The following is a 20776-nucleotide window of genomic DNA, read 5'->3' on the forward strand; positions in this document are numbered from 1 at the left end:
CCGGCGAAGATGAAGACCGCGACGAACGACAGGCCCATGGCGATCTCGTACGACACCACCTGGGCCGCCGACCGCAGCCCGCCGAGCAGCGCGTACGGCGAGCGCGACGACCAACCGGCCAGCACCACCCCGTAGACCGACACGGCGCCCATCGCGAGCATGAACAGCACCGCCACCGGCAGGTCGACCAGCTGCAGCGGCGTCTGCACGCCGAACAGGTTCACGACCGGCCCGAACGGCACGATGGAGAAGGCCAGGAACGCCGGCACCACCATGATGACCGGCGCCAGCAGGTAGAGCACCCGGTCCACCGTGCGCGGGAGGATGTCCTCCTTCAAGCCCATCTTGATCGCGTCGGCGACCGACTGCAGGATGCCGAACGTGCCGGCCCTGTTGGGCCCGTAGCGGTGCTGCATCCGCGAGATCAGCTTGCGCTCGAACCAGACCCCGAAGACGACTCCCAGCGCCAGAAAGAGGAACAGCATCACCGCCTTGACGATGGTGATCCACAGCGGGTCCTTGCCGAAATCGGCGAGGGTGGGATCGGCCGCGAGAACGCCTGCCATGACGTGTTGCCCCTTCCTCTCCCTCCGGCACGCGTTCGGTCCGGAGCGGAAGGTCACGCTAGCCGGTGAGCCGATCGGTGTATTGAACGAATGCGAACAGCTGCTTCGGTGTCATCTGCGCCATCGCCCGGATCTCGCGGGTGAGGTGAGGCTGGTCGGCGTAACCGCAGGCGACGGCCGCGTCCAGCGTGGCCGAGGGCCGTCTCCACGTGTCCACGGTCCGCTGGAATCGGGCGATCCGGGCTACCGTCTTGGGCGACAAGCCCACCACCCGGCGGAATCCGAGCTCGACATAACGACGGCTGACGCCCAGCTCACCGGCGAGGGACCCGATGGTGGGCGGGCCGGCCGGCTCCTGCAGCCGCCACCAGGCGCGCATGATCAGGCCGTTGGGGCCGGCGTCGGGGCGCAGCCACGCCGTCAGCCGCTCCTCCAGGAGGCTGAAGCGGTCCGCCCAGCTGGCCGACGCGATCAGCCGGCCGGTCAGCTCCGCGGCACGGGTGCCGAGAAGGTCTTCCAGATGCGCGGTCGTGCCGGCCACCTCGCGTATGGGCGTCCCCGTCAGCGCCGACATCCCGGCGGGGGTGAGCCCGACCGCCACCCCGTGACGCCACGGCGTATGGGCCGAGAACGTCGCGGTGGCGCGGGGACCGGTGATGATCGGGCCCATGCCGGTGAAGTCGATGATCAGGGTGGCCGCGTTGAGCGGCAGCATCCGGCTGGGGTGGGCGGGCTCTCCCGCCCGGGTGCGAAAGCCGGCCCACCCCAGCACGTACGGACGCAGGTGCGGCGGGGGGAGGCGGGTGATCATCTGGTACGGCTCCGCCTGCGGCTGCGTGGGCAGCGAATGAATCGCCATCACCCGGCATTATGTAGAGCGAGCGAGTTGGTGTCCATGACGTCCAGCTCGATGGCGCGATCTCACTCTTGGTCCTTCATGGACACGCCGTGTTGCCGTGTCCACGTCGATGGAGGCCCGGAGTTGGTGGGTTCGCCGTACCGCGGCTTCGGTCCCCAGACGGTGGCCCGGTGTCGTACACGGTGGTAGCCGCGGACGGACCTCCCATCGAACCGGTGGAGGCGTTCCTGGCATGGATGGCAGCCACCGGCGCGTCGCCGAACACGATGCAGGGCTGCGCCTACGACCTGCGGGACTTCTTCGTCCGGCTCGACCAGGTCGGCCTCAGCGAAGACGACGCCATCGCCGAGGCCTCGATTCTGCCGTGCCGGTCACCTGCCGGCCGGGAGACATCCGAAGACGCTGATGGTGACGCGATCTGCCCTGGTCGGGACTGGAGATCGTCAGCCCGCACGACCCTGAGGCCCGCTACTGCCGCAAAGAAGGCAAGACGGACCACCAAGACCGAATGGGTCGGCTACCGCGACCACCAGAGTGAGACCTGTGACGAGGACCGATTCCCGTCCTCCTCATCATCATTGATCAAGTGACGTCATTCGCGACATCAGTAGAGCGCCTTGCTATGACATCACCATGATGTCATAGTGACGTCATGGACCTTTCGCCGTATGTCGATCACCTCCGCCGCGAACTCGCCATCGCCGCGGGAGCGGGCGGCGAGGAAGCTCGCGCGCTGGCCGAGCGCCTCGCCGCAACGCTCGAGTCGGCCACCCGGCTCGCCCTGCTGGAGGCCCTGTCCGCCGCCGCGGACGAGATCACCCAGGAGCTCGCACCCGGCTCGGTCGAGGTACGCCTGCGCGGACGCGACCCCGGCTTCGTCGTGACGCCACGAGCCGGACGGTCGTTCGAGGGGGAGGACGAGATCGAGCGGTACGAGCGGCCGCCCGCCCTGCCACCGCCCGCGGACGCCGACGAGGGCGGGACCTCCCGGATCTCGCTCCGGGTCCCCGAGCACCTCAAGCCGCGCATCGAGGAGGCGGCCGCCCGAGACGGGCTATCGGTCAACGCCTGGCTGGTCCGCGCCGTCGCCGCCGCGCTCGACCCGGGCGACGCCGGCCGCCGCTCCGCCCGGCGCGCGACCCAGCAGACCGGCAATCGCTACAGCGGCTGGGTGCGCTGATGGCCACGCCAACTCGTAAGGAGGGGACGGCAATGCCGACCTTCGAAAGCCCAGAACCGATTCTCGCCATCATCGACGTGGCGACCGCCAATGTCCGGATCAACGCGAGCGACCGCGCCGACACCGTCGTCGAGATCCGCCCGAGCGACGAGCTCAGCGACGCCGACGTGCAGGCCGCCGAGCACACCCAGGTCGAGTACGCCGACGGCCGGCTCCTGGTGCGCGCGGCCAAGGATCGGGCCACTTCGACGTCCGGCTGGGGCTTTTCATTCGACAAGCTGGTGGAGTCGCCCTCGAACTGGGCGCGTTCACTGCTGCTCGGCTGGGATGGCTCGGTCGACGTGACGGTCGACCTTCCGGCGGGCTCCCGCATCGACGCCAAGACGGCGGCGAGCCTCCGCTGCCGGGGCCCGCTCGGCGAGGTGAGCTTCACCACCTCCTACGGCGACATCCAGGTCGAGCAGGCCCGACGGCTGCGACTGAACTCCACCCATGGCGACATCTCGGTCACCCGCTCGACCGGGCATGCCGAGGTCACCACGACCAACGGCGACATCCGCATCGGCAAGATCGACGGCACGGCGGTGGTCAAGACCTCGCACGGCGAGATCCGCCTGCGCGAGGTGACCGGCGACCTGCGCCTGAACTCCGCCCACGGCGACAGCATCGTCGATCGCGCCCTGGCCGACGTCGCCGTCAAGACCGCCTACGGCAGCGTCCGGATCGGTGAGGTGGTGTCCGGCTCGGTCGTCATGGAGACCACCGGCGGCGGGCTGGAGCTCGGCATCCGTGAGGGCTCCGCCGCGTGGCTGGACGTGAGCTCGAAGTACGGCACCGTGGACGTCTCCCTGGACCCCACGGACGATCCCGGTCCGTCCGATCAGGTCGTCGAGGTGCGGGCGCACACCGCCTACGGCGACATCGTCATCCATCGTTCCTGACAACCGAAGGAGATTCCCGTGCCAGACGCGATCGTGGCCGAGGGCCTGGCCAAGAAGTACGGCGACGTGGTGGCCCTCGACGGAATGGAGCTGACCGTCCCTGAAGGGACGGTGTTCGGGCTCCTCGGCCCGAACGGAGCCGGCAAGACGACCACCGTGCGAATCTTGACCACGCTGCTGAAACCGGACGCCGGGCACGCCAAGGTGGCCGGGCTCGACGTCGTCCGCGACGCGCGCCGGCTGCGCGCCCACATCGGGGCGTCCGGCCAGTACGCCGCCGTCGACGACCACCTCACCGGCGCCGAGAACCTGGAGATGGTCGGCCGCCTCTACCACCTGGGCGTCAAGCGCGCCAAGCAGCGTGCCCGCGAGCTGCTGGAGCGCTTCGACCTGACGGAGGCGGGCGACCGCCCGGTGCAGGGCTACTCAGGAGGCATGCGACGCCGGCTCGACCTGGCCGGCGCGCTGGTCGTCAGCCCGCCAGTGCTGTTCCTCGACGAGCCCACGACCGGTCTCGACCCGCGGGCCCGGGCAAGCCTGTGGGACGTCATCTCCGAACTCGTCACGGCGGGCACGACGGTGCTGCTCACCACCCAGTACATGGAGGAGGCCGACCGGCTCGCCGACCGCATCGGGGTGGTCGACCACGGCCACGTGATCGCGCTCGGCACCGCCGACGAGCTCAAGGACCAGGTGGGCGGCGACCGGATCGAGCTGTCGGTGACGAGCGCGGCGGACCTGGAAGCCGTCAGGCGGACGCTGGCGCCGCTGGCCGTCGGGGACATACAGATCGACGCCACCGCCCTGCAGGTCACGATCCCGGTCACCAGCGGCGCCGCCGCGCTGACCACGGCCCTCGGCCACCTGACCACCGAACGGATCACCGTACGCGATGCCGGACTGCGCCGGCCGACCCTGGACGACGTGTTCCTGACCCTCACGGGACACGAGGCCGACGAGAAGATCAAGGAGACCGTGCGATGAACACCCTGCAGATGGCGATCGCCGACGGCATGACGATCACCAAGCGCAACGCGTTGAAGATCAAGCGAGCACCCGATCTGCTGGGCGGCGTGGTCCTGCTGCCGATCGTGTTCGTGCTGCTGTTCGCCTACGTCTTCGGCAGCATGATCGAACTGCCCGGCATGTCGTACACGGAATACCTGCTCCCCGGCATCTTCGTCATGACGATCACCACCAGCGCGCAAATCACCGGGTACACCCTCACACAGGACCTGCAGAAAGGTATCTTCGACCGGTTCCGCACCCTGCCGATGTCGCCCTCGGCGGTGCTGACCGGCCAGACCTTCAGCGACCTGATCACGAATGTGACCAGCATCGTGACCATGGCCCTCGTCGGGCTGCTCGTCGGATGGCGCATCCACACCTCGCCGCTCGAAGCGGCCCTGGGATTCCTGGTGCTGCTGCTGTTCGCGTACGCCTTCTCCTGGGTGACGGCGACGGTCGCGCTGGCCCTGCGCACGCCCGAGGTGTTCAACAACGTGGCCACCATCGTGTCGCTTCCGCTGGTCTTCCTGTCCAACGCCTTCGTCGACAGTGCGCGCCTGCCCGGACCGCTGAAGGTGATCGCCGAATGGAGCCCGGTCTCCACGCTCATCCAGGGCACGCGCGAGCTGTTCGGCAACACCAGCGCGGCCATGCCCGTGCCGAGCGCCTGGCCGCTGCAGCACGCGGTGCCGGCGTCGATACTGTGGTCGCTCGTGCTCCTGGTCGTGTTCGTGCCGCTGGCCACGCGGCTGTACAAGAGAGCCGTCAGTCAGTGAATCCGCGCGAAGCGGCGGCGGGCGTGGCACCACCGGCACGAGTCTCCGACGACGATCGCGACAAGTCCGTCCAACTGCTGCAGGACAGCTTCGCCGACGGACGCCTCACCGCCAGTGAGCTGGAACGGCGACTCGAAGTGGCGCTCACCGCGCAGTCTCACGACGACCTGCTCGCGATGACCTCCGACCTGACGGTCGACATGGTCCACCTGACGCCCAGAAGCGGACGCATCAGGAGAGAGGGCGACTGGCGGGTCCCACGCCTGCTACGGATCGACTCCGAATACGGCAAGGTACGCCTCGACCTGTCCCACGCCCTCATCAGACATCCCCAGGTGGACATCGAGCTCTGGCTCACCTACGGCTCCGCCGTGATCGTCCTGCCCGTCGGCGCGAGCGCGAATCCCGACGGGGTGCGAACCGGATGGGGCAGCGTGACCTGCAAGGCAGCCACCTATGCACGTCCCGGCAAGCTGCACGTTCACCTCACCGGAGAGCTCACCTACGGCCGCCTGACCATCCGCAACTCGCGCACGTAAATCACTACCCCAGGAACGCCACGCACAGGCCGAGGGCACCAGGTTCCCTTGAAGGCCCAGGAATCCCGAGGCTCCGGCGAGCCGCAAGTAAGCCGTGCAGAGATCTGGATCTAACCACGTTGTCCGGCACAGAGCACGGCCAGCCGTTCCAGCGTCTCGGTCATGCTCTTGATCCAGACACGGCCACCGTCCATCGCCGCCCGCTCGTCTTCCGGTATCCGGGAACAGTCATAGGTCTCGGTCACGATGGTCGCATCCGGGCCATCGGGGGTCAGCTCGTAGGTCCAGCGGTGCCCCCAGCGCGCTTGTGCCGTGCTGCCGGGCACGGTGTCCGGGTGCCCCCGGCCCGCTTCCGGCTCCCAGCCGATGCGTCGGTTCACCTCGTACTCGACGACGTGGTTGGTCATCTCGTAGTCGCCGTACGGCGGGTAGTACATCTTCATCACGAACACGTCGCCGACGGCGGATACCACCCCGTCCGACACGGCGCCCCGCAACATCCCGGAGCCGTCGAGGTCGGTGTGCCGCCTCGGATCGGCAAGGATCCGGAAGATGCCCGCCGCCGGCGCGGCGATCCGCAGGGACACCGCGACGAGGGACAAGCGGGCCTGGACCTCGCCGAGCCGTCCGGTGAGGAAGGCGCGTTCGACGTCGTTGTCGGTGAGCGTCAAGGCCTCCTCGTACGCCACGGCCGCCTCGCTCCACCGGTGCTGTTGCCGCAGGAAGTCGGCACGGGCGGCGCTGAGATAGCCGTAGGTGGCCAGCGCCGGATCGGCGAGCAGCGGTGCCAGCGCGTCCAGACCGGCCCCCGGGCCGTCCCGGAGCCCGATCGCGACAGCACGATTGAGCTCGACCACCGGCGAAGGCCACAGCTGGAGCAGAACACCGTACAGCGCGACGATCTCCGACCAGTCGGTGTCCTGCCACGTCGGCGCCTCGGCGTGCACGGCGGCGATCGCGGCCTCGACCGCGTAGCGTGTCGGCGGCCGCCGGCGCAAAGCGTCGGTCAGCAGGCCGACACCCTCGCCGATCAAGCGGGTGTCCCAGCGCGTACGGTCCTGCTCCGAGAGCAGCAGCAGCCGCCCGCCGGCGGACAGCCGGGTATCGGCGCGCGCGTCGATGAGCAGCAGCAGGGCGAGCAAAGCACTGATCTCGGCGTCGTTCGGCATGAGCAGGTGCAGCATGCGTGCGAGGCCGATCGCGCCGTCCACTAGGTCCCGCCGGACAAGATCGGCGCCGATCGGCGCCGTGTGCCCCGTGGTGAAGATCAGATGGACGACCTCCAGGACGGCGCTGACCCGCTCGGCGAGCTGATCCGATGACGGCACGCGGTACGGGATCCGCGCAACGGCGATCTTCTTCTTGGCCCGGGTGATCCGCGCGGCCATGGTGGCCTCCTGCACCAGGAACGCCCGAGCCACCTCGGCCGTCGACAGCCCGCACACCAGCCGCAGGGTCAGAGCGACCTGGGCGTCACGGGACAGGGCAGGGTGGCAGCAGGTGAAGATCAGCCGCAGGCGGTCGTCATCAAGGCCGTCCTCCGGCCCGGGCACCGACCCGTCCGGCACCAGCAGCGGCAGGGCCCGGCGCAGTACCGACTCCCGGCGCAGCACATCCAGGGCCCGGTTCCGCGCGATGGTGGTCAGCCAGGCGCCGGGCCGATCAGGGATGCCGATCCGCGTCCAAGTCTGCAGCGCCTGCGCATACGCGTCCTGGGTACAGTCTTCCGCGAGATCGAGGTCCCGGGTCAGCTGGGCGGTGGCCGCGAACACCCGGGCCCACTCGCGGCGGTGCGCCCGCGCGACCGCCGCGGTGACCTCGGCACTCATCCGTGATCCACCACCGGACGGATCTCGACCCCGCTGTGACCGGCGGAGACCTCGTGCAACCGCGAGGCGAGCGCGATCACCTGGTCGAGGTCGTCGGCCTCCACCAGGTAGTAGCCGCCGAGCGCCTCCTTCGTCTCCAGGAACGGTCCGTCCGTGGTGGTGACCCGGCCGGTGGCATCCGCGCGCAGGCTGGTCGCCATCGGCGCCGGCTCCAACTCCTCGCCGGCGAGGACCGCCGGTCCCGCCGCGGCGCGGAAGGCCTGGTGACCCTCGTCGATCTTCTGCCGCTCCGATGGGGACGCCGCGGCCCACTGCTGGTCGTCGCCGAAAATGAGGATCATGTACTTCGCCATGTCGTAAGTCCCATCATGTGGAGCCCGGGGCGGGCCCCGCCTACCTCTACGACGAGTTCACCGGGTCGCGGATCGACACCCCAGGAAACAATTCTGACCGGTGTACGAGGAAGGCGAGTCAACGAACTAATACGCCTCACCAGTGCGCCTTTTTGCGATGAGCCAGGGATGAGGCTCCAGCACAGTGTTCCGGGGCCCGGACCGGCACATCATCGAGGGGAACTAACGGATGTTCAGCACCAACACGGATCGTCGCATGCTCAAAAGCGCGGGTATGACCCTGGGATTCGTCACCGTCCTGTTCACCGGCGCCGTGGCGCTGGCCGGACCGGCGTCGGCGGGCACCGTCACCGCGCAACTCGACAGCGGCAGGATCCTCGTCAACGGCAGCACGGTGGCCGACGGGATCGATATCAAGCTCAACACGACGGGCACCGTGGCGACCATCAGCAACACGCTCGGCCCGGTCGCGGCCGGTTCTGGATGCACGCAGGTGGGGCCCGCGGCGCAGTGCCCGACCGGTGGGATCGATCGCGTCGACGTGTTCGCGGGGGCCGGTGGCGACGCCATCCGCAACAACACGAAGCTGCCGAGCACGCTCTCTGGCGACAACGGCATCGACACCGTCAACGGTGGCTCCGGCGCCGACATCCTGTTCGGCGGTTTCGGTGACGACACCCTCAACGGCGGAGGGGGCAACGACCGTCTGAGCGGCGGTATCGGCAACGACACGCTCAACGGCGGCGCCGACACCGACCGCTGCGACGGCGAAGTCGAGATCAGCTGCGAGCTGTAGACGCCCACACGACCGCCCCCGCCGGACGGACCGGCAGGGGCGGTTTTGTCCATTCCCGCCAACGCCTGCCAGTGCCGCCTGCCGCCGGGGAGATCGCCACCGGCGCGACGTTGCTGGCGCCGTTCGTGCCGACGGCGCCGGCGGGCGCCCGGACCGCGCTTCGTAATCGCGGAAGTTTGCACGGAGAGGTCGACCGGGACACCATGGTCGCCGGTCATGGCCGCGGTGCCGGTGGCGGGGATGACGGTGCGCACCTTGCCGCCCGCGCCGGCCCGGCGCCTCCTGTTCGTTGACGGCGTCGAAGGCGCCTGAGTCAATCGTCCACTGTCCTGATCGCGGATCGTACGCCGGAAGCGTCACCCTCTGACTGGAAAAGCGTTGGCGCCGCAGTCCTCGAGCGGGCTAGCGTTGCTGCCGTCATGCGCCAGGAGGACGTGCCCTGGCCGCGCCTGTGAGTCAGCAGATTGGAGATGCGGAATGCCTTCTCAGCTCGTCGCGCTCTGCTTCGATGCGAACGACCCGCTCGGTCTCGCACGCTTCTGGGCCGGAGTCCTGGGCTGGGAGACGGCCGACGACCCCCACGATGGCATCGCGCTCCTGCCGAGCGATGACACCGGGTTCCGGATCCGATGTCTTCCGACCCAGGAGAAGAAGACCGGCCTGAACCAGATGCACTTCGATCTGACGAGCACGTCCCTCGAGGACCAGCAGCAGACGGTGGCGAGGGCGCTCGAACTCGGCGCCCGGCACATCGACGTCGGGCAACGCCCGGAGGAGGGTCATGTGGTGCTCGCCGACCCCGAAGGCAACGAGTTCTGCGTCATCGAGCCGGACAACAAGTTCCTTGCTGACTGCGGATTCATCGGAGCGCTTGCGAGCGACGGTTCGCAGGAGGTCGGCTACTTCTGGAGCGAAGCGCTGGGCTGGCCGTTGGTCTGGGACCAGGACCAAGAGACCGCGATCCGCTCGCCGCACGGCGGTCCGAAGATCACGTGGGGCGGTCCGCCAGTGGCGCCGAAGACCGGGAAGAACTGGCTGCACTTCGACCTCGCGCCACCCGTCGACGGTGATCAGCAAGCGGAGGTCGACCGTCTCATCTCCCTGGGGGCAACGCGCCTCGACATCGGTCAGGGCGAGGTCAGCTGGGTGGTGATGGCCGATCCCGATGGCAATGAGTTCTGTGTGTTGACCCCCCGATAGCGTGACCAGACCCGGGGGCGGCGCGCCTCCGATCCACCCCGCTGCCCGGCGTGATGCCGGCGGCGCAGGGTCCTTACTTGCTGTGCACGATTTGGAGCAGGTTGCCGCAGGTGTCGTCCAGGACCGCTGTGGTGACGGGGCCCATCTCCAGCGGCTCTTGAGTGAAGCGGACCCCGAGCTCGCGCAGCCGGTTGAACTCCGCAGTGACGTCCTCCACGGCGAAGGAGGCGGCCGGGATTCCGTCCTCGACCAGCGCCTCCTTGTACGGCTTCACGGCGGGATGGCCGTCGGGCTCCAGCAGCAGTTCGGTCCCGTCGAGGTCTTCCGGTGAGACCACGGTGAGCCAGCGGTCCTTGCCCAGCGGGATCTCCGTCTTCTTCACGAAGCCGAGCACGTCGGTGTAGAAGCGCAGGGCCTTGTCCTGGTCATCGACGAAGACGCTGGACAGGTGGATCTTCACGATGGTGCCTCCGGTGTATCGCGCTTGAGCCATCGGGTGATGATGCGCTCAAGGGGTTCGGTGTTCAGCTCGTGGAACTTGTAGCGGCCCTGGCGCCGCGAATGGACCAGACCTGCGGATTCCAATACAGCCAAATGCTGACTGATCGCCTGGCGGGACAGTCCCAGACCATGCTTGGTCACCAGCCGTGTGCAAATCTCGAACAGGGTCTGGCCGTCCCGTTCCACCAGCTCATCGAGGATGCGCCGGCGGGTGGGGTCGGCCAGGGCCTTGAAGACATCATCCACCATGACCCTCACGATAGGCAAGTCGCTACTTGCCTATCAAGTTGGGTTCACTGCTCCCGGAGGCCCAGCAAGCCCGCCGAACTGCTACCAGGCTGCTCGGATCTTCCTACGTGCCCGGAGGACCGGGGATGGCCACGCGGACGCCGCCCGCCCGGCGGCCATTCGTCGGCGAAGGCGGCGTCGGTGGTGGAGGTCCGTGGAGTGGAGGCGGAGTTGATCGCCAGCGGGTCCTGCGCGTCGTGCAGCCGGTCCATGCCCGCGTCCTCCGGCCGGGGCGGAGATCAGATCATCGCAAGATCACCCGGAACCCCTGGAAGCGGCCGGGCTCACCCACCCTTCACCACGGCGCTCCCGAGGTCTGCCGGGCGTTTGAGCAACTTGTACGCGCGGGCCAGATCGGCGACCCGCTGGAGTTCTGTCAGGTCCAGCTTGGCAGGATAGGAGCCGAGCGCAAAGCCTGCGGCCACCGCCCTGGGGATCCTCGTGTAGGTGGGCAGTGCGTCGCGCACCTGCTGGGGATCGCTCGCGATCAGGCGCTGCGCCTTGGCCAGTGCACGCTGGAAGGCCGCCAACGTGCGAGGATTTCGCCGGATCCACTCGTCGGTGGCGGTCATGCCCGCGGTGTACAGGTTCGCGAACTCCCGCGTCATCGCGTCCTCCACGATCCGCGTGTGCTTCGTCTCGCGGGCCATGGTGACGAACGGCTCGGCCAGCAGGGCGGCATCGGCCTGCCCCCTGTCCACCGCGTAGAGCATGTCGGGATAGGGCCTCTCGATCAGCACGACGTCCCTCAACGTCAGCCCAGCCCGCTTCAGCACGGCTGTCAGCGCCAGCGGCCCGAGCCCCGCGAGGTTCGTGATCGCGATCTTCTTGCGCTTGAGGTCGGTCGCCGTCCTGATCTTCGACTTGGCGTTCACGACGACCGCGAAACTTCCTGGCGCGGCCTGGTACAGGGGGGAGACAATCTTGAATTCGCGACCCACCTCGTTCAGGTGGAAGACCGTGGCGTAGTCGGTCTGCGCCAGGTCCAGTGCGCCATGTTCGACCTGGGGCGCCGCGGCCGCCGCGCCGGTGACGATCACCGGTTCCACCGTCAGTCCTTCCTCCTCGAAATAGTTCTTGGCCAAGGCCACGAACACGGGCGCCGACTCCACATTCGGCACCACCCCGACCTTGATGGTGGACTGCTCGGGCGGGCTGGACGGGCGGGCGGCGGCGCGCGGCTCCGCGGGCAGTGCCCGTACCCCGATCGTGGCGGCGAGCACGGTGACGACGACCACCGCGGCGGCGGCGAGCGCCATGAAATTGCGCCGCCTGCGGTGATGGATCTCGATCGCCCTGGCGCCCAGGTCGCGCTCCGGCATGTCGTCCGCGATGCGGCCGAGCTGTTCTCCGAGCCAGGTCATCGGCGTGCCCCCTCACTCCAGGCCGGGTCGTCCAGTCCGGGCAGTCACAGCGCGCCCCACGCCGGCAGCACGCCGGAGAGGTAGGGAGAGGTAGAGCGCCGACTGCCAGGTCGTCGAGTCCGTCGCCGGCCGCTGCCTCCTGGCCCATGCAGGCACAGGGCGCAGCTGCCGCGAGCGCCACCAATGCGCTGCGCGTGGCCATCCTCCGACCCTCACTACTCGTGTTTGACTAGCCGACACTACTCGTGCTTGAGTAGCTGGGGTGAGTGACGTACGAATGTTCGTGCTCGGAGCCCTGGTACGGGGCCCGATGCACGGGCACCAGATCCGCCGGCAGGCGCAACTGGACCGCACCGAGTTGTGGACCGACATCAAGGTGGGCTCGCTGTATGGGGCATTGCACCGGTTGGTCGCCGAGGGCGCGATCGAGGTGGTCCGCACCGAACAGGCCGGAGGCCCAGCACGGACCGTGTACGCCCTCACCGCGGCGGGACATGAGGAGTTCATCGCGCTGCGCGACCAGATGCTGCGTGAGGTCCGGTTGCGGCCTGACCCAGTGGATCTCGCGCTGCACTACGCCGGGGATCTCGCCGAAGAGGAACTGCGGGCGATGATCAGCGATCGGCGCGACGTGCTGGTCGCCCGGCTTACGGCCTGGCGGCACCAGCGCGAGCAGGCCGAGCCGTACCTGCACGGGCTGGAGCCTATGACCTTCGACCACACCACGGCACGACTGCAGGCCGAGATCGCCTGGCACGAGAGCTTGTTGGAGCAGCTACCGAAAATGCTCGCCGGGAGCGACCGCGGCGAATCGCCGACAGCGGAAGGACGACAGGGATGATTCTGGTGACCGGAGCGACCGGTCTGGTCGAGCGGCAACTCGTCACCCTGACACGCGACGGCGGCGCCGAGGTACGTGCGCTCAGCCGGCATCCCGAGACCGCGGATCTGCCTTCCGGCGTGGAGGTGGTGAGCGGTGATCTCCCACCATCGATGAGCTCCTGACCATGTGGGCCGCCACCATCGGAGTGCCCGCCACCGTGTCACCCACCGTCGACCAGCTCACCGGGCGCCTTGCCTGCAGCTCGCCCAGTGGGCCGATGAGCACGCCGTCGACTTCCGCTGAGCCTGCCGGCTCCTGGTGACCGGTCGCTTATGTCCAGATCGAGCTCGCGAAGCCGGGGCGGCCAGCGGGAGCATCGGCACCATGCAACGGGTTGGAGCACCATCGGCATCCCCACCGGTGATCCCGCCGGCCTGCTCCTCACCCGAAGCGCCACGTTCCCCATGACCGCCAGCGTTGTCTTCGCAATTGTCGTCTCTCGTGATCGCGCTGCCCAAGCGCAGCAGCGGCGAACCGGACACAGCGCCGCCAGCGGGAATCCTTCACAGCTCATCAACGCGGTTGACCCCGCAGGAGGAACAACTCATCATGCGACGTAACCGCATCTTCTCCTGGCACCTGGAGTTGCAAAGCGTTCATCATCGCCTGGAGAAAGCCCTGGAGGAGGCTCGAAGGTCAATCCGCTCCGGCAAGCGCGCCCAAACTCTCAAACCCGAACTCCGCAGCTTCTGCTACACCTTCTGCTCTGCGCTGGGGAGCCATCACGGCAGTGAGGACACCGACTTCTTCCCGACCTTGCTGAAGCAGATGCCGGAGCTCGAGCCCGTGATCACACGTCTGCGTCGCGATCATCAAGTCCTCGCCCAGCTCCTCGCCGACTTTCAGCGGAGCCTGGACTCCCCGGAATCATCACCGCAGCAGCTTCTCCAGCAGATCAACAACATCAAGGCCGTCATGAAGGCCCACTTCGGCGATGAGGAACACTCTCTGAACCAGGCACTCCATGCTCTTGATGCTCCGGAAAGCGACAAAGACCGGATGTTCGGCGACGTCTGATCATCAAGGGGCAGAGCGGCGCGCGTTGCGCAAGTTCGCGGATTCCTCGTCTCGGAGCCAGCGGAACTCCTTCGTGATGGGGGAGCGCGTGATCGGATGCGGGCGAGTTCGTGACACACGGCGCCGTCCCGGCCGCTGGCTGCACGTGTGGACAGGTTATGGCTCGAGCAGGGTGGGATGAGCCCGGCGCGATAACGTGATCTTCGCTGTTTCCGCAGGTGGGCCTACCCGGTATGGGGCTCCACATCGGCGGCCGGTGCCACACGCGCGCGCCGGTCTGCTCGGCCGTCTCCGGACCCGTCGCCCTGCCGAACATGGCGTCGCCTGACGATCATGGCTTGACAACGGGCGGCCGAATCCAACACCCTTTCACTACTCAATTAGTGAAAGGGTGTTTTCGGTTGATCGAGTTCAACCTGGACCGCAGCTCGGGGGTTGCGACGTACCTGCAGCTCGTTCATCAGGTCAAACAGGCGCTCCGGCTCGGTACGCTGCGGCCCGGCGACCAGTTGCCGACCGCCCGCGAGGTGGTCGAGAGCCTGGCCATCAACCCCAACACCGTGCTCAAGGCGTACCGGGAGCTGGAGCGCGAAGGGCTGGTCGAGGGGCGGCCGGGGATGGGGACGTTCGTCCAGCAGGGCATCGCGGGTGCAACGCTGGCCGAGCACACGCGGCTGCGGCGCGGTCTGGAGGCGTGGGTGCGCGACGCCCGCGCGGCCGGGCTCGATCAGGAGGACCTGCGGGCGCTGTTCACCGTGGTCCTGGCCGACACCGCGAAGGAGGGCGTGGCATGAGCCCCGCGCTGGAGGTGACCGGGCTGGGGGTCCGCTATCGCCGTACGTGGGCGTTGCGCGACTGCTCGCTGTCCGTGCTCACCGGGCGCGTGGCGGCGCTCGTCGGGCCCAACGGCGCAGGCAAGACCACGCTCATGCACACGGCCGTCGGCCTGCTGCGGCCCGCGCTGGGAAGCGTCCGCGTGGCAGGCGAGGCGGCGTTCGTGGCGCAGGACAAGCCGCTGTACGAGAGCTTCACCGTCGCCGAGATGCTCGCCTTCGGCCGCCGCATGAACACCCGCTGGGACGCCGCCGCCGCTGCCGACCGGCTCGCCGGGCTGCGCATCCCGCTGGAGCGGAAGGTGAGCGGGCTGTCGGGCGGGCAGCAGGCGCAGGTGGCGGTCACGCTGGCGCTGGCCTGCCGGCCCGACCTGCTCGTGCTGGACGAACCGCTGGCCAATCTCGACCCCTTGGCCCGCCACGACGTGATGCGCTCGATCATGGCGGAGGTGGCCGGGAGGGAGCTCACCGTGCTGCTGTCCTCGCACGTCGTCTCCGACCTGGAGGAGACGTGCGACTGGCTGGTCGTGCTGAACGGCGGGCGGCTGCAGGTCAGTGGTGACATCGAGGAGCTGCTCGACGGGCATCTCGTACTCACCGGGCCGGACGAGGCGTCGGCGGCGGGGACGCAGGTGGTGGGCGCGAGCCGTACCGGCAGGCAGGTCAGCATGCTGGTCAGGGGCGCGCCCCCGCTCGATCCGCGCTGGCAGGCGCGGCGCCCCGGGCTGGAGGAGCTCGTCATGGGCTACCTGCGCAGCCCCGAGTCGGCGGCGCTGCCGGGACTGACGAGGGTGGGCGCGTGATCTGGGTGACGTGGCGCCAGCACCGGGCGCAGATCCTCGTGACGGCGGGTTTCCTGGCGCTGCTGGGAGTACTGCTGCTGGGTTCGGCGGTGGAGGCGAGCCGGTACGTGGCCGAACACGCCCCGCCGGGCTGCCCGGGGCCCGCCGTGGCGTGCGGAGACCTGGCGGTGGCGCTCGGGCAGCGCTACGACGCGGTCTACTCGGTGTTCGGCTGGATGCCGCTGGTGGCGCCGGCGTTGATCGGGGCGTTCTGGGGCGCGCCGCTGCTCGGCCGCGAGTACGAACGCGGCACCCACCGCCTGGCCTGGACCCAGTCCGTGCCCGTGTGGCGGTGGCTGGCGGTCAAGCTGTCGGTCCTGGGCGGGGCGGTCGTGGCCGGAGGGCTGCTGCTGTCGCTCATGGTGAGCCTGTGGCGGCCGGTGTTCAGGACGGGCGTCGACTCCACGTTCGGCAATATCGGCGTGTTCAACATGGTCGGGGTGGCGCCGGCGGCGTGGTGGCTGTATGCGTTCGCGCTGGGCACGGTGGCCGGCACCCTGTTCCGGCGTACGCTGCCCGCGATGGCGCTGGTCGTGGCCGGGGTGGCGGTGACGATGCTCACGCTGTTCCAGCTGAGCGACCACTACGCCGAGCCCGCGCGTACCGAGCTCTCCGGCACCGTGCTGCTGGACGATCCCGACGTCCGGCTGGTGAGCGCCGCCTGGGTGGAGCCGTCCGGAAGGGAGGTCGCCGAGCCGTCGGACAGCGGCTGCCCGCGTCGGGTGGACGTGGGGCAGAGCAACAAGAACGCCGAGGCGTGGCAGGCGTGCCTGTTCGGCAAGGGCTACCGGTACGCGGTGTACCTCCATCCGCCGTCCAGGTTCTGGCGCTTCCAGTGGACCGAGGCGGGGATCCTGGCGCTCGCGTCGGCGGCCCTCGGCGGCCTGGCCGTGCGCCGCACCCTCCGCCGCCCAGGCTGACAGGTCAATAAGGAAACGGCGGCGCATGGGTCATCCGCAACTTCGACGACCAGAATCGCTACGGCTGACGACCGTGGGCTTCCCGACGATGTCGGGGAGCCCACGGAAGTCGTCGAAGCCCGGTCGCCTGCGCCGACGCCGACGTCTTGGCGTACGAACTGGCGTGTACGCCGACGCACCGCGCAAGGCCGGCTACGGGCCGAGCTCGATCCCGACGCCGAATCAGACGCCGCGAGCGTCTGTGACCTTGCGAAGTCATGCGGTTGGGGGCAGCGCCGGAGCAGGTGCCGGGGCCGGGCGGTGAGTCAGCCGTGTGCTCGTACCAGGGGAAGGAACACCTGGTCGACGATCTCGACCAGGACGCTGTCCGGGACGGTGGTCACGCCATTGAGCGCATATTCGTTGCGGAGCAGGTCGACCGCGACGGTGGCCACCCGTGGCGTCAGCGCTGCGGGGCCGACGTCACCGCGGGCGGTGGCGCGTGCCAGGACGGTCAGCCAGGGCCCGACGCCCGCGCGGCCGAGTTGTTCGCGTAGTTCCCGCATCCGCTCGGGGTCGGCCTGGATATCGGCCAGCAGTTCGCGCAGGATCTTTCCCACCGGCGATGACATCCGGTCGTTGACACGGGTGAGCAGGGCGAGCGCATCCGAGCGAAGATCGCCGGTGTCAGGGGTGTCCTCGGGGTCGGCCGGGAGCATCCGCCGATAGGCGGCGACGCACAGTGCCGCGCGGCTCGGCCAGCGCCGGTAGATGACGTTCTTGGCGGTGCCGGCGCGCGCGGCGACGCTGTCCATGGTCAGGTTCTGGTAGCCGACCTCGGCCAGTTCCTCGATCGCTGCCTGCAAGATCGCCTGTTCCAACGCGGCGCCGCGCCGGCGGGTCGCCTTGGATGTCCCCTCCTCGATCACGGCCCTGGGGTCGTCATCGGATCCGCCGTCGCGATCAACAGTCATGGACCCTCCCGATTGGATACCAGAAGTATCCCATACCTCGACGACTTGCCGAGCAGAAGAGCGATGTAAGCTACTGGCAGTATCTTATATTCAAGATCACGGGCTCGCCGGCCAGAGAGGCTTCATCATGGATAAACGCGCACTCCTCGTGGGGCTGCTGTGGGATTTCGGCCTGCCGGCCGTCGTCTTCTACGTGTGCCGGGCCCTCGGGTCCGACATCTTGCTCGCTCTGGCCGCCGGCGGGTTGACGGCTCTCATTCGAGTGGGCTGTGTCGCCGCGGTCCGGCATCGGCTGGACGGTCTCGCAGCACTCGTCGCAGTCACCTTCGTACTGCTGCTCGTCGTGTCGCTGCTCACCGGGGATCCCCGAATCCTGCTGGCCAGGGAGTCGATCCTGTCCGGCGCGGCGGGTCTCCTCCTGGTGGGCTCGTGCGTGATTGGACGACCAGTCCTGTACGCCCTTGTCCGGCGCCTCAACGCCGGCAAAGACGAACTGCTGGCGCAATTGGACGAGCGGTGGCGGACCCAGCCCTCCTTTCGACGGCACTTTGCCCTTCTGAGCGCGGTCTTCGGAGGTGTGCTGCTCACCGAGTCCATCACCCGGCTCTTGCTCATCTACCTCCTGCCCATCGACGTCATAGCAAGCTGGTCGCTGGCGCTGCACGTCGGCACCATCGCACTGTTGGTCTGCTGGGCGCTGTGGTATCGCGGCCGACGGCAGCGCGCCGTGGCGGCCGGCCGCCCCACCCCACCGGCGGAGTCGGAGCGGCCTCGTGCGCGGTGAGGGAATCACCGTCCTGCCCCGCCCAGCAGCGCGTCACACGTTCCCTCGCCGGATGACGCTCTGGATTCCACCGGCACTGCCGAGAATTGGGCCGGCCTCCACTGGCGAGCTCGCCCCGTGATGGCCTACGACAAGAGCCGGAAGACGAGGTTCCTGACCTCCGGCGCGGGAACCTTGTGACAGGTGTTCTGCTGGGAGTGCTAGGCTGATGATCGTTTGGTGTTGGTTTCCGGATGAGAGGGAGGTGAGGTTTGATGACCGCGGTGAAGACCGCTGCCGTGTGCAGCGCCCGGACATTCCTCACGTTCCGGGCCCCGGTCTGACCCACTTACTCCCCTCGCCGTAGCCGTCCGGCTTACGAGGCGGGGGTGATGTCTGCGTCTCGTCGGGGCCCCTTCCCGCAAGGTGTCTCACGTTGCCAAACCTCTTCACGGATCCTTCCGACGTCGGCCTGTCCCGGTACGGATGGACCGAAACACTCGACAACGCCTTCGCAGAACACCGCGAGGCCGGCCTGGTACCGGCCCGGATCGCACGGGTGGATCGCGGCCTGTGTGACGCGGTCACCGAGTCCGGCCCGGTGCGGGCCGCTCTCGCGGCGCTGTACTCGCCCGACCCGCTCCTGGCGCCCTGCACCGGCGACTGGGCCGCGCTGCGCCCGGGCCGCGAACCGGGACTGGTGGCCCTGCTGCCGCGTCGCAGCGCGATCGTGCGCTCGTCGGCGTCACGCACCTCCCACGGGCAGGTGCTGGCCGCCAACATCGACACCGTCGTCGTCGCCCTCTCACTGGCCGCTCCGCTGGACGCGGCCCGGCTGGAGCGGCTACTGGCCCTGGCATGGGACAGCGGCGCCAGGCCGCTGATCGTCTTGACCAAGGCGGATCTGGCCACCGACGCCGCCGCCGTGCAGGCCGAAGCGAGCTCGCTGGCGCCGGGCGTGGACATCCTGGTCACCAGCGCGGCCACCGGTCAGAACATCGACGTGCTGACCGCCCTGCTGAGCGGCACCACGGTCCTGCTCGGATCCTCCGGCGCGGGCAAGTCCAGGCTCGGCAACGCGCTGCTCGGCGAGGAGCTTCTGGCCACCGGCGAGGTACGGGCGCAGGACGGCAAGGGCCGCCACACCACCGTCCGCCGCGAGCTGGTTCCCCTCCCCGGTGGCGGTGTCCTCATCGACACGCCCGGCCTGCGCGCGATCAGCCTCCACGACGCCGCCGACGGCCTCGAACAGGTCTTCGCCGAGATCGAACGCCTAGCCAGGGACTGCCGCTTCGGCGACTGCGCCCACGACACCGAACCGGGTTGCGCCGTCCAAGCCGCCATCCAGGCGGGCAAGCTGACCGAGCGCCGCCTGGGCAGCTACCGCAAGCTACAACGCGAGAACGCGTGGGCGGCCTCGCGCACCGATGCCCGGCTCCGCGGCGAACGTACCGATCGGCAGAAGACCATCACCAGCCATCTGCGCGCCACCTACAAGTTCAGGGACCAGCAGTCATGACCGACCGCATCCCACCCTCACCGCAGACCCATCCGTCGGCCGCGCACGGCTCTGAGCCGGATCATTACCCGCAGGAGACAGCCACCGCCGCGAGCGCCGACCCCGTCGTGGCGGCCTTCTTCGCCCTGCACCACGGCCTGCCCCGCCAGGGTCCCGGCTCCGACGCGACCACCCGCCGCCTGCTCGCCCTGGCCGGACCGCTTCCGCCGCGTCCGCGCGTGCTGGACGTCGGCTGCGGGCCAGGCCGCTCCTGCCTGGTGCTGGCCGAGGAGGCCGCCGCCGATGTCACCGCGCTCGACCTGCACCAGCCGTTCCTCGACGAGCTGACGCGAGCCGCCGCCGCCCGCGGCGTCGGCCACGCCATCCGCACGGTCCGAGCGTCGATGGCGGACCTGCCCTTCCCCGATGAGAGCTTCGACCTGATCTGGGCAGAAGGATCCGCCTACCACATCGGCTTCGACACCGCGCTGCGCTCCTGGCGGCGGCTGCTCGCCCCCGGCGGCACGCTGGTCGTCACCGAATGCGAATGGACCACCGATTCCCCGTCCGCCGAAGCACGGGCGTTCTGGGACCGGCACTACCGGCTGCGCACCCAAGACCAGAACGCCGCCGCGGCGCGCGCTGCCGGATATGCCGTCGCCGCGCGGCACCCGCTCCCCGACAGCGACTGGTTCGAGGAGTGCTACACGCCGCTGTCGGAACGAGCCCGCGCCGCCGACCTGACCGTGGCCGGGATGCGCGAAGCGGTCGCGGCCACCTTGCAAGAGATCACCATGCGCCACGAGCACGGCATGGACTACCAGTACACCGGCTACGTCCTGCGCCCGTGGGCGAGCACAGAAACGG

General features: G+C 68.9%; 25 protein-coding genes and 1 pseudogene. 17 read left to right on the forward strand and 9 right to left on the reverse strand.

Annotation, left to right across the window (positions count from 1 at the left end; genetic code table 11):
* Positions 1-566 (reverse strand): complex I subunit 1/NuoH family protein (locus ACTMTI_RS54250; protein WP_441128935.1); only part of this gene is annotated, 566 nt, incomplete at its 3' end.
* A gap of 58 nt (positions 567-624) precedes the next feature.
* On the reverse strand, positions 625-1425 hold the full coding sequence (locus ACTMTI_RS54255) for a helix-turn-helix domain-containing protein (RefSeq protein ID WP_441128936.1): 801 nt from the start codon (positions 1423-1425) through the stop codon (positions 625-627).
* 170 nt (positions 1426-1595) lie between these two features.
* Between ACTMTI_RS54255 and ACTMTI_RS54260 the strand changes: the two genes are divergently transcribed.
* From ACTMTI_RS54260 to ACTMTI_RS54285, 6 genes are all read left to right on the forward strand, one after another.
* Positions 1596-2015, forward strand: a complete 420-nt coding sequence (locus ACTMTI_RS54260) for a hypothetical protein (RefSeq protein ID WP_441128937.1) — start codon at positions 1596-1598, stop codon at positions 2013-2015.
* Between the two features lie 62 nt (positions 2016-2077).
* Complete coding sequence (locus tag ACTMTI_RS54265; protein WP_441128938.1) at positions 2078-2605, forward strand: hypothetical protein; 528 nt, start codon at positions 2078-2080, stop codon at positions 2603-2605.
* Between the two features lie 32 nt (positions 2606-2637).
* Positions 2638-3546 carry a DUF4097 family beta strand repeat-containing protein gene (locus ACTMTI_RS54270; protein WP_441128939.1) on the forward strand — a complete coding sequence of 303 codons (909 nt, stop codon included), beginning with the start codon at positions 2638-2640 and terminating at the stop codon, positions 3544-3546.
* Positions 3547-3564: 18 nt separating this feature from the next.
* Positions 3565-4530, forward strand: coding sequence for an ATP-binding cassette domain-containing protein (locus ACTMTI_RS54275; protein WP_441128940.1), 966 nt, complete (start codon positions 3565-3567; stop codon positions 4528-4530).
* The gene (locus ACTMTI_RS54280) at positions 4527-5330 is read left to right on the forward strand and encodes an ABC transporter permease (protein ID WP_441128941.1); all 804 of its coding nucleotides are present in this window, start codon (positions 4527-4529) and stop codon (positions 5328-5330) included. Before ACTMTI_RS54275 ends, ACTMTI_RS54280 begins: the two co-directional genes overlap by 4 nt.
* Positions 5327-5869 (forward strand): DUF1707 SHOCT-like domain-containing protein, encoded by a 543-nt coding sequence (locus ACTMTI_RS54285; RefSeq protein WP_441128942.1) that lies wholly within the window; start codon positions 5327-5329, stop codon positions 5867-5869. Before ACTMTI_RS54280 ends, ACTMTI_RS54285 begins: the two co-directional genes overlap by 4 nt.
* Before the next feature lie 110 nt (positions 5870-5979).
* Here ACTMTI_RS54285 and ACTMTI_RS54290 read toward each other — a convergent pair whose 3' ends face one another.
* Both ACTMTI_RS54290 and ACTMTI_RS54295 read right to left on the reverse strand, forming a co-directional pair.
* The gene (locus tag ACTMTI_RS54290) at positions 5980-7698 is read right to left on the reverse strand and encodes a sigma-70 family RNA polymerase sigma factor (RefSeq protein WP_441128943.1); all 1719 of its coding nucleotides are present in this window, start codon (positions 7696-7698) and stop codon (positions 5980-5982) included.
* A complete protein-coding gene (locus tag ACTMTI_RS54295) occupies positions 7695-8051 on the reverse strand; it encodes a YciI family protein (protein WP_441128944.1) in 357 nt (118 codons plus the stop codon). The genes ACTMTI_RS54290 and ACTMTI_RS54295 overlap by 4 nt, the downstream gene beginning before the upstream one ends.
* A gap of 256 nt (positions 8052-8307) precedes the next feature.
* On the opposite strand from ACTMTI_RS54295, the gene ACTMTI_RS54300 reads away from it, so the two are divergent.
* Together ACTMTI_RS54300 and ACTMTI_RS54305 are read left to right on the forward strand one after the other, a co-directional pair.
* Complete coding sequence (locus tag ACTMTI_RS54300; protein ID WP_441128945.1) at positions 8308-8847, forward strand: calcium-binding protein; 540 nt, start codon at positions 8308-8310, stop codon at positions 8845-8847.
* Positions 8848-9324: 477 nt separating this feature from the next.
* A complete protein-coding gene (locus ACTMTI_RS54305) occupies positions 9325-10047 on the forward strand; it encodes a VOC family protein (protein ID WP_441128946.1) in 723 nt (240 codons plus the stop codon).
* 73 nt (positions 10048-10120) lie between these two features.
* Here the strand turns inward: ACTMTI_RS54305 and ACTMTI_RS54310 are convergent, their stop codons facing one another.
* From ACTMTI_RS54310 to ACTMTI_RS54325, 4 genes are all read right to left on the reverse strand, one after another.
* A complete protein-coding gene (locus ACTMTI_RS54310) occupies positions 10121-10507 on the reverse strand; it encodes a VOC family protein (RefSeq protein ID WP_441128969.1) in 387 nt (128 codons plus the stop codon).
* Positions 10504-10797 (reverse strand): ArsR/SmtB family transcription factor, encoded by a 294-nt coding sequence (locus tag ACTMTI_RS54315; protein ID WP_441128947.1) that lies wholly within the window; start codon positions 10795-10797, stop codon positions 10504-10506. Before ACTMTI_RS54315 ends, ACTMTI_RS54310 begins: the two co-directional genes overlap by 4 nt.
* A 44-nt stretch (positions 10798-10841) precedes the next feature.
* Positions 10842-11048 (reverse strand): hypothetical protein, encoded by a 207-nt coding sequence (locus ACTMTI_RS54320; RefSeq protein ID WP_441128948.1) that lies wholly within the window; start codon positions 11046-11048, stop codon positions 10842-10844.
* 72 nt (positions 11049-11120) lie between these two features.
* Positions 11121-12200, reverse strand: a complete 1080-nt coding sequence (locus ACTMTI_RS54325; RefSeq protein ID WP_441128949.1) for an ABC transporter substrate-binding protein — start codon at positions 12198-12200, stop codon at positions 11121-11123.
* A gap of 262 nt (positions 12201-12462) precedes the next feature.
* On the opposite strand from ACTMTI_RS54325, the gene ACTMTI_RS54330 reads away from it, so the two are divergent.
* The 6 genes from ACTMTI_RS54330 (at position 12463) to ACTMTI_RS54355 (ending at position 16695) form a co-directional block, all read left to right on the forward strand.
* Positions 12463-13041 carry a PadR family transcriptional regulator gene (locus ACTMTI_RS54330; RefSeq protein WP_441128950.1) on the forward strand — a complete coding sequence of 193 codons (579 nt, stop codon included), beginning with the start codon at positions 12463-12465 and terminating at the stop codon, positions 13039-13041.
* Complete coding sequence (locus ACTMTI_RS54335) at positions 13038-13205, forward strand: hypothetical protein (RefSeq protein ID WP_441128951.1); 168 nt, start codon at positions 13038-13040, stop codon at positions 13203-13205. Before ACTMTI_RS54330 ends, ACTMTI_RS54335 begins: the two co-directional genes overlap by 4 nt.
* Before the next feature lie 319 nt (positions 13206-13524).
* Positions 13525-14100 (forward strand): hemerythrin domain-containing protein, encoded by a 576-nt coding sequence (locus ACTMTI_RS54340; protein ID WP_441128952.1) that lies wholly within the window; start codon positions 13525-13527, stop codon positions 14098-14100.
* A 401-nt stretch (positions 14101-14501) separates the two neighbouring features.
* Positions 14502-14894, forward strand: a complete 393-nt coding sequence (locus ACTMTI_RS54345) for a GntR family transcriptional regulator (RefSeq protein ID WP_441128953.1) — start codon at positions 14502-14504, stop codon at positions 14892-14894.
* Positions 14891-15736, forward strand: coding sequence for an ABC transporter ATP-binding protein (locus ACTMTI_RS54350; protein WP_441128954.1), 846 nt, complete (start codon positions 14891-14893; stop codon positions 15734-15736). Before ACTMTI_RS54345 ends, ACTMTI_RS54350 begins: the two co-directional genes overlap by 4 nt.
* On the forward strand, positions 15733-16695 hold the full coding sequence (locus tag ACTMTI_RS54355; protein WP_441128955.1) for an ABC transporter permease: 963 nt from the start codon (positions 15733-15735) through the stop codon (positions 16693-16695). Before ACTMTI_RS54350 ends, ACTMTI_RS54355 begins: the two co-directional genes overlap by 4 nt.
* A gap of 305 nt (positions 16696-17000) precedes the next feature.
* On the opposite strand, the gene ACTMTI_RS54360 is transcribed toward ACTMTI_RS54355, so the two are convergent.
* A complete protein-coding gene (locus tag ACTMTI_RS54360; protein WP_441128956.1) occupies positions 17001-17648 on the reverse strand; it encodes a TetR/AcrR family transcriptional regulator in 648 nt (215 codons plus the stop codon).
* Between the two features lie 127 nt (positions 17649-17775).
* On the opposite strand from ACTMTI_RS54360, the gene ACTMTI_RS54365 reads away from it, so the two are divergent.
* The 3 genes and pseudogenes from ACTMTI_RS54365 to ACTMTI_RS54375 all read left to right on the forward strand — a co-directional run.
* Positions 17776-18432, forward strand: a complete 657-nt coding sequence (locus tag ACTMTI_RS54365; RefSeq protein WP_441128957.1) for a VC0807 family protein — start codon at positions 17776-17778, stop codon at positions 18430-18432.
* 415 nt (positions 18433-18847) lie between these two features.
* Positions 18848-19930 (forward strand): ribosome small subunit-dependent GTPase A, encoded by a 1083-nt coding sequence (gene rsgA / locus ACTMTI_RS54370; RefSeq protein WP_441128958.1) that lies wholly within the window; start codon positions 18848-18850, stop codon positions 19928-19930.
* Positions 19927-20556 (forward strand): annotated as a pseudogene (locus ACTMTI_RS54375) (class I SAM-dependent methyltransferase); the annotation flags it as partial. The gene rsgA and the pseudogene ACTMTI_RS54375, both read left to right, overlap by 4 nt.
* Positions 20557-20776 lie beyond the last annotated feature (220 nt).

This window comes from Nonomuraea sp. H19, assembly GCF_052068215.1.
In the GTDB taxonomy this organism is placed as follows: Bacteria; Actinomycetota; Actinomycetes; order Streptosporangiales; family Streptosporangiaceae; genus Nonomuraea.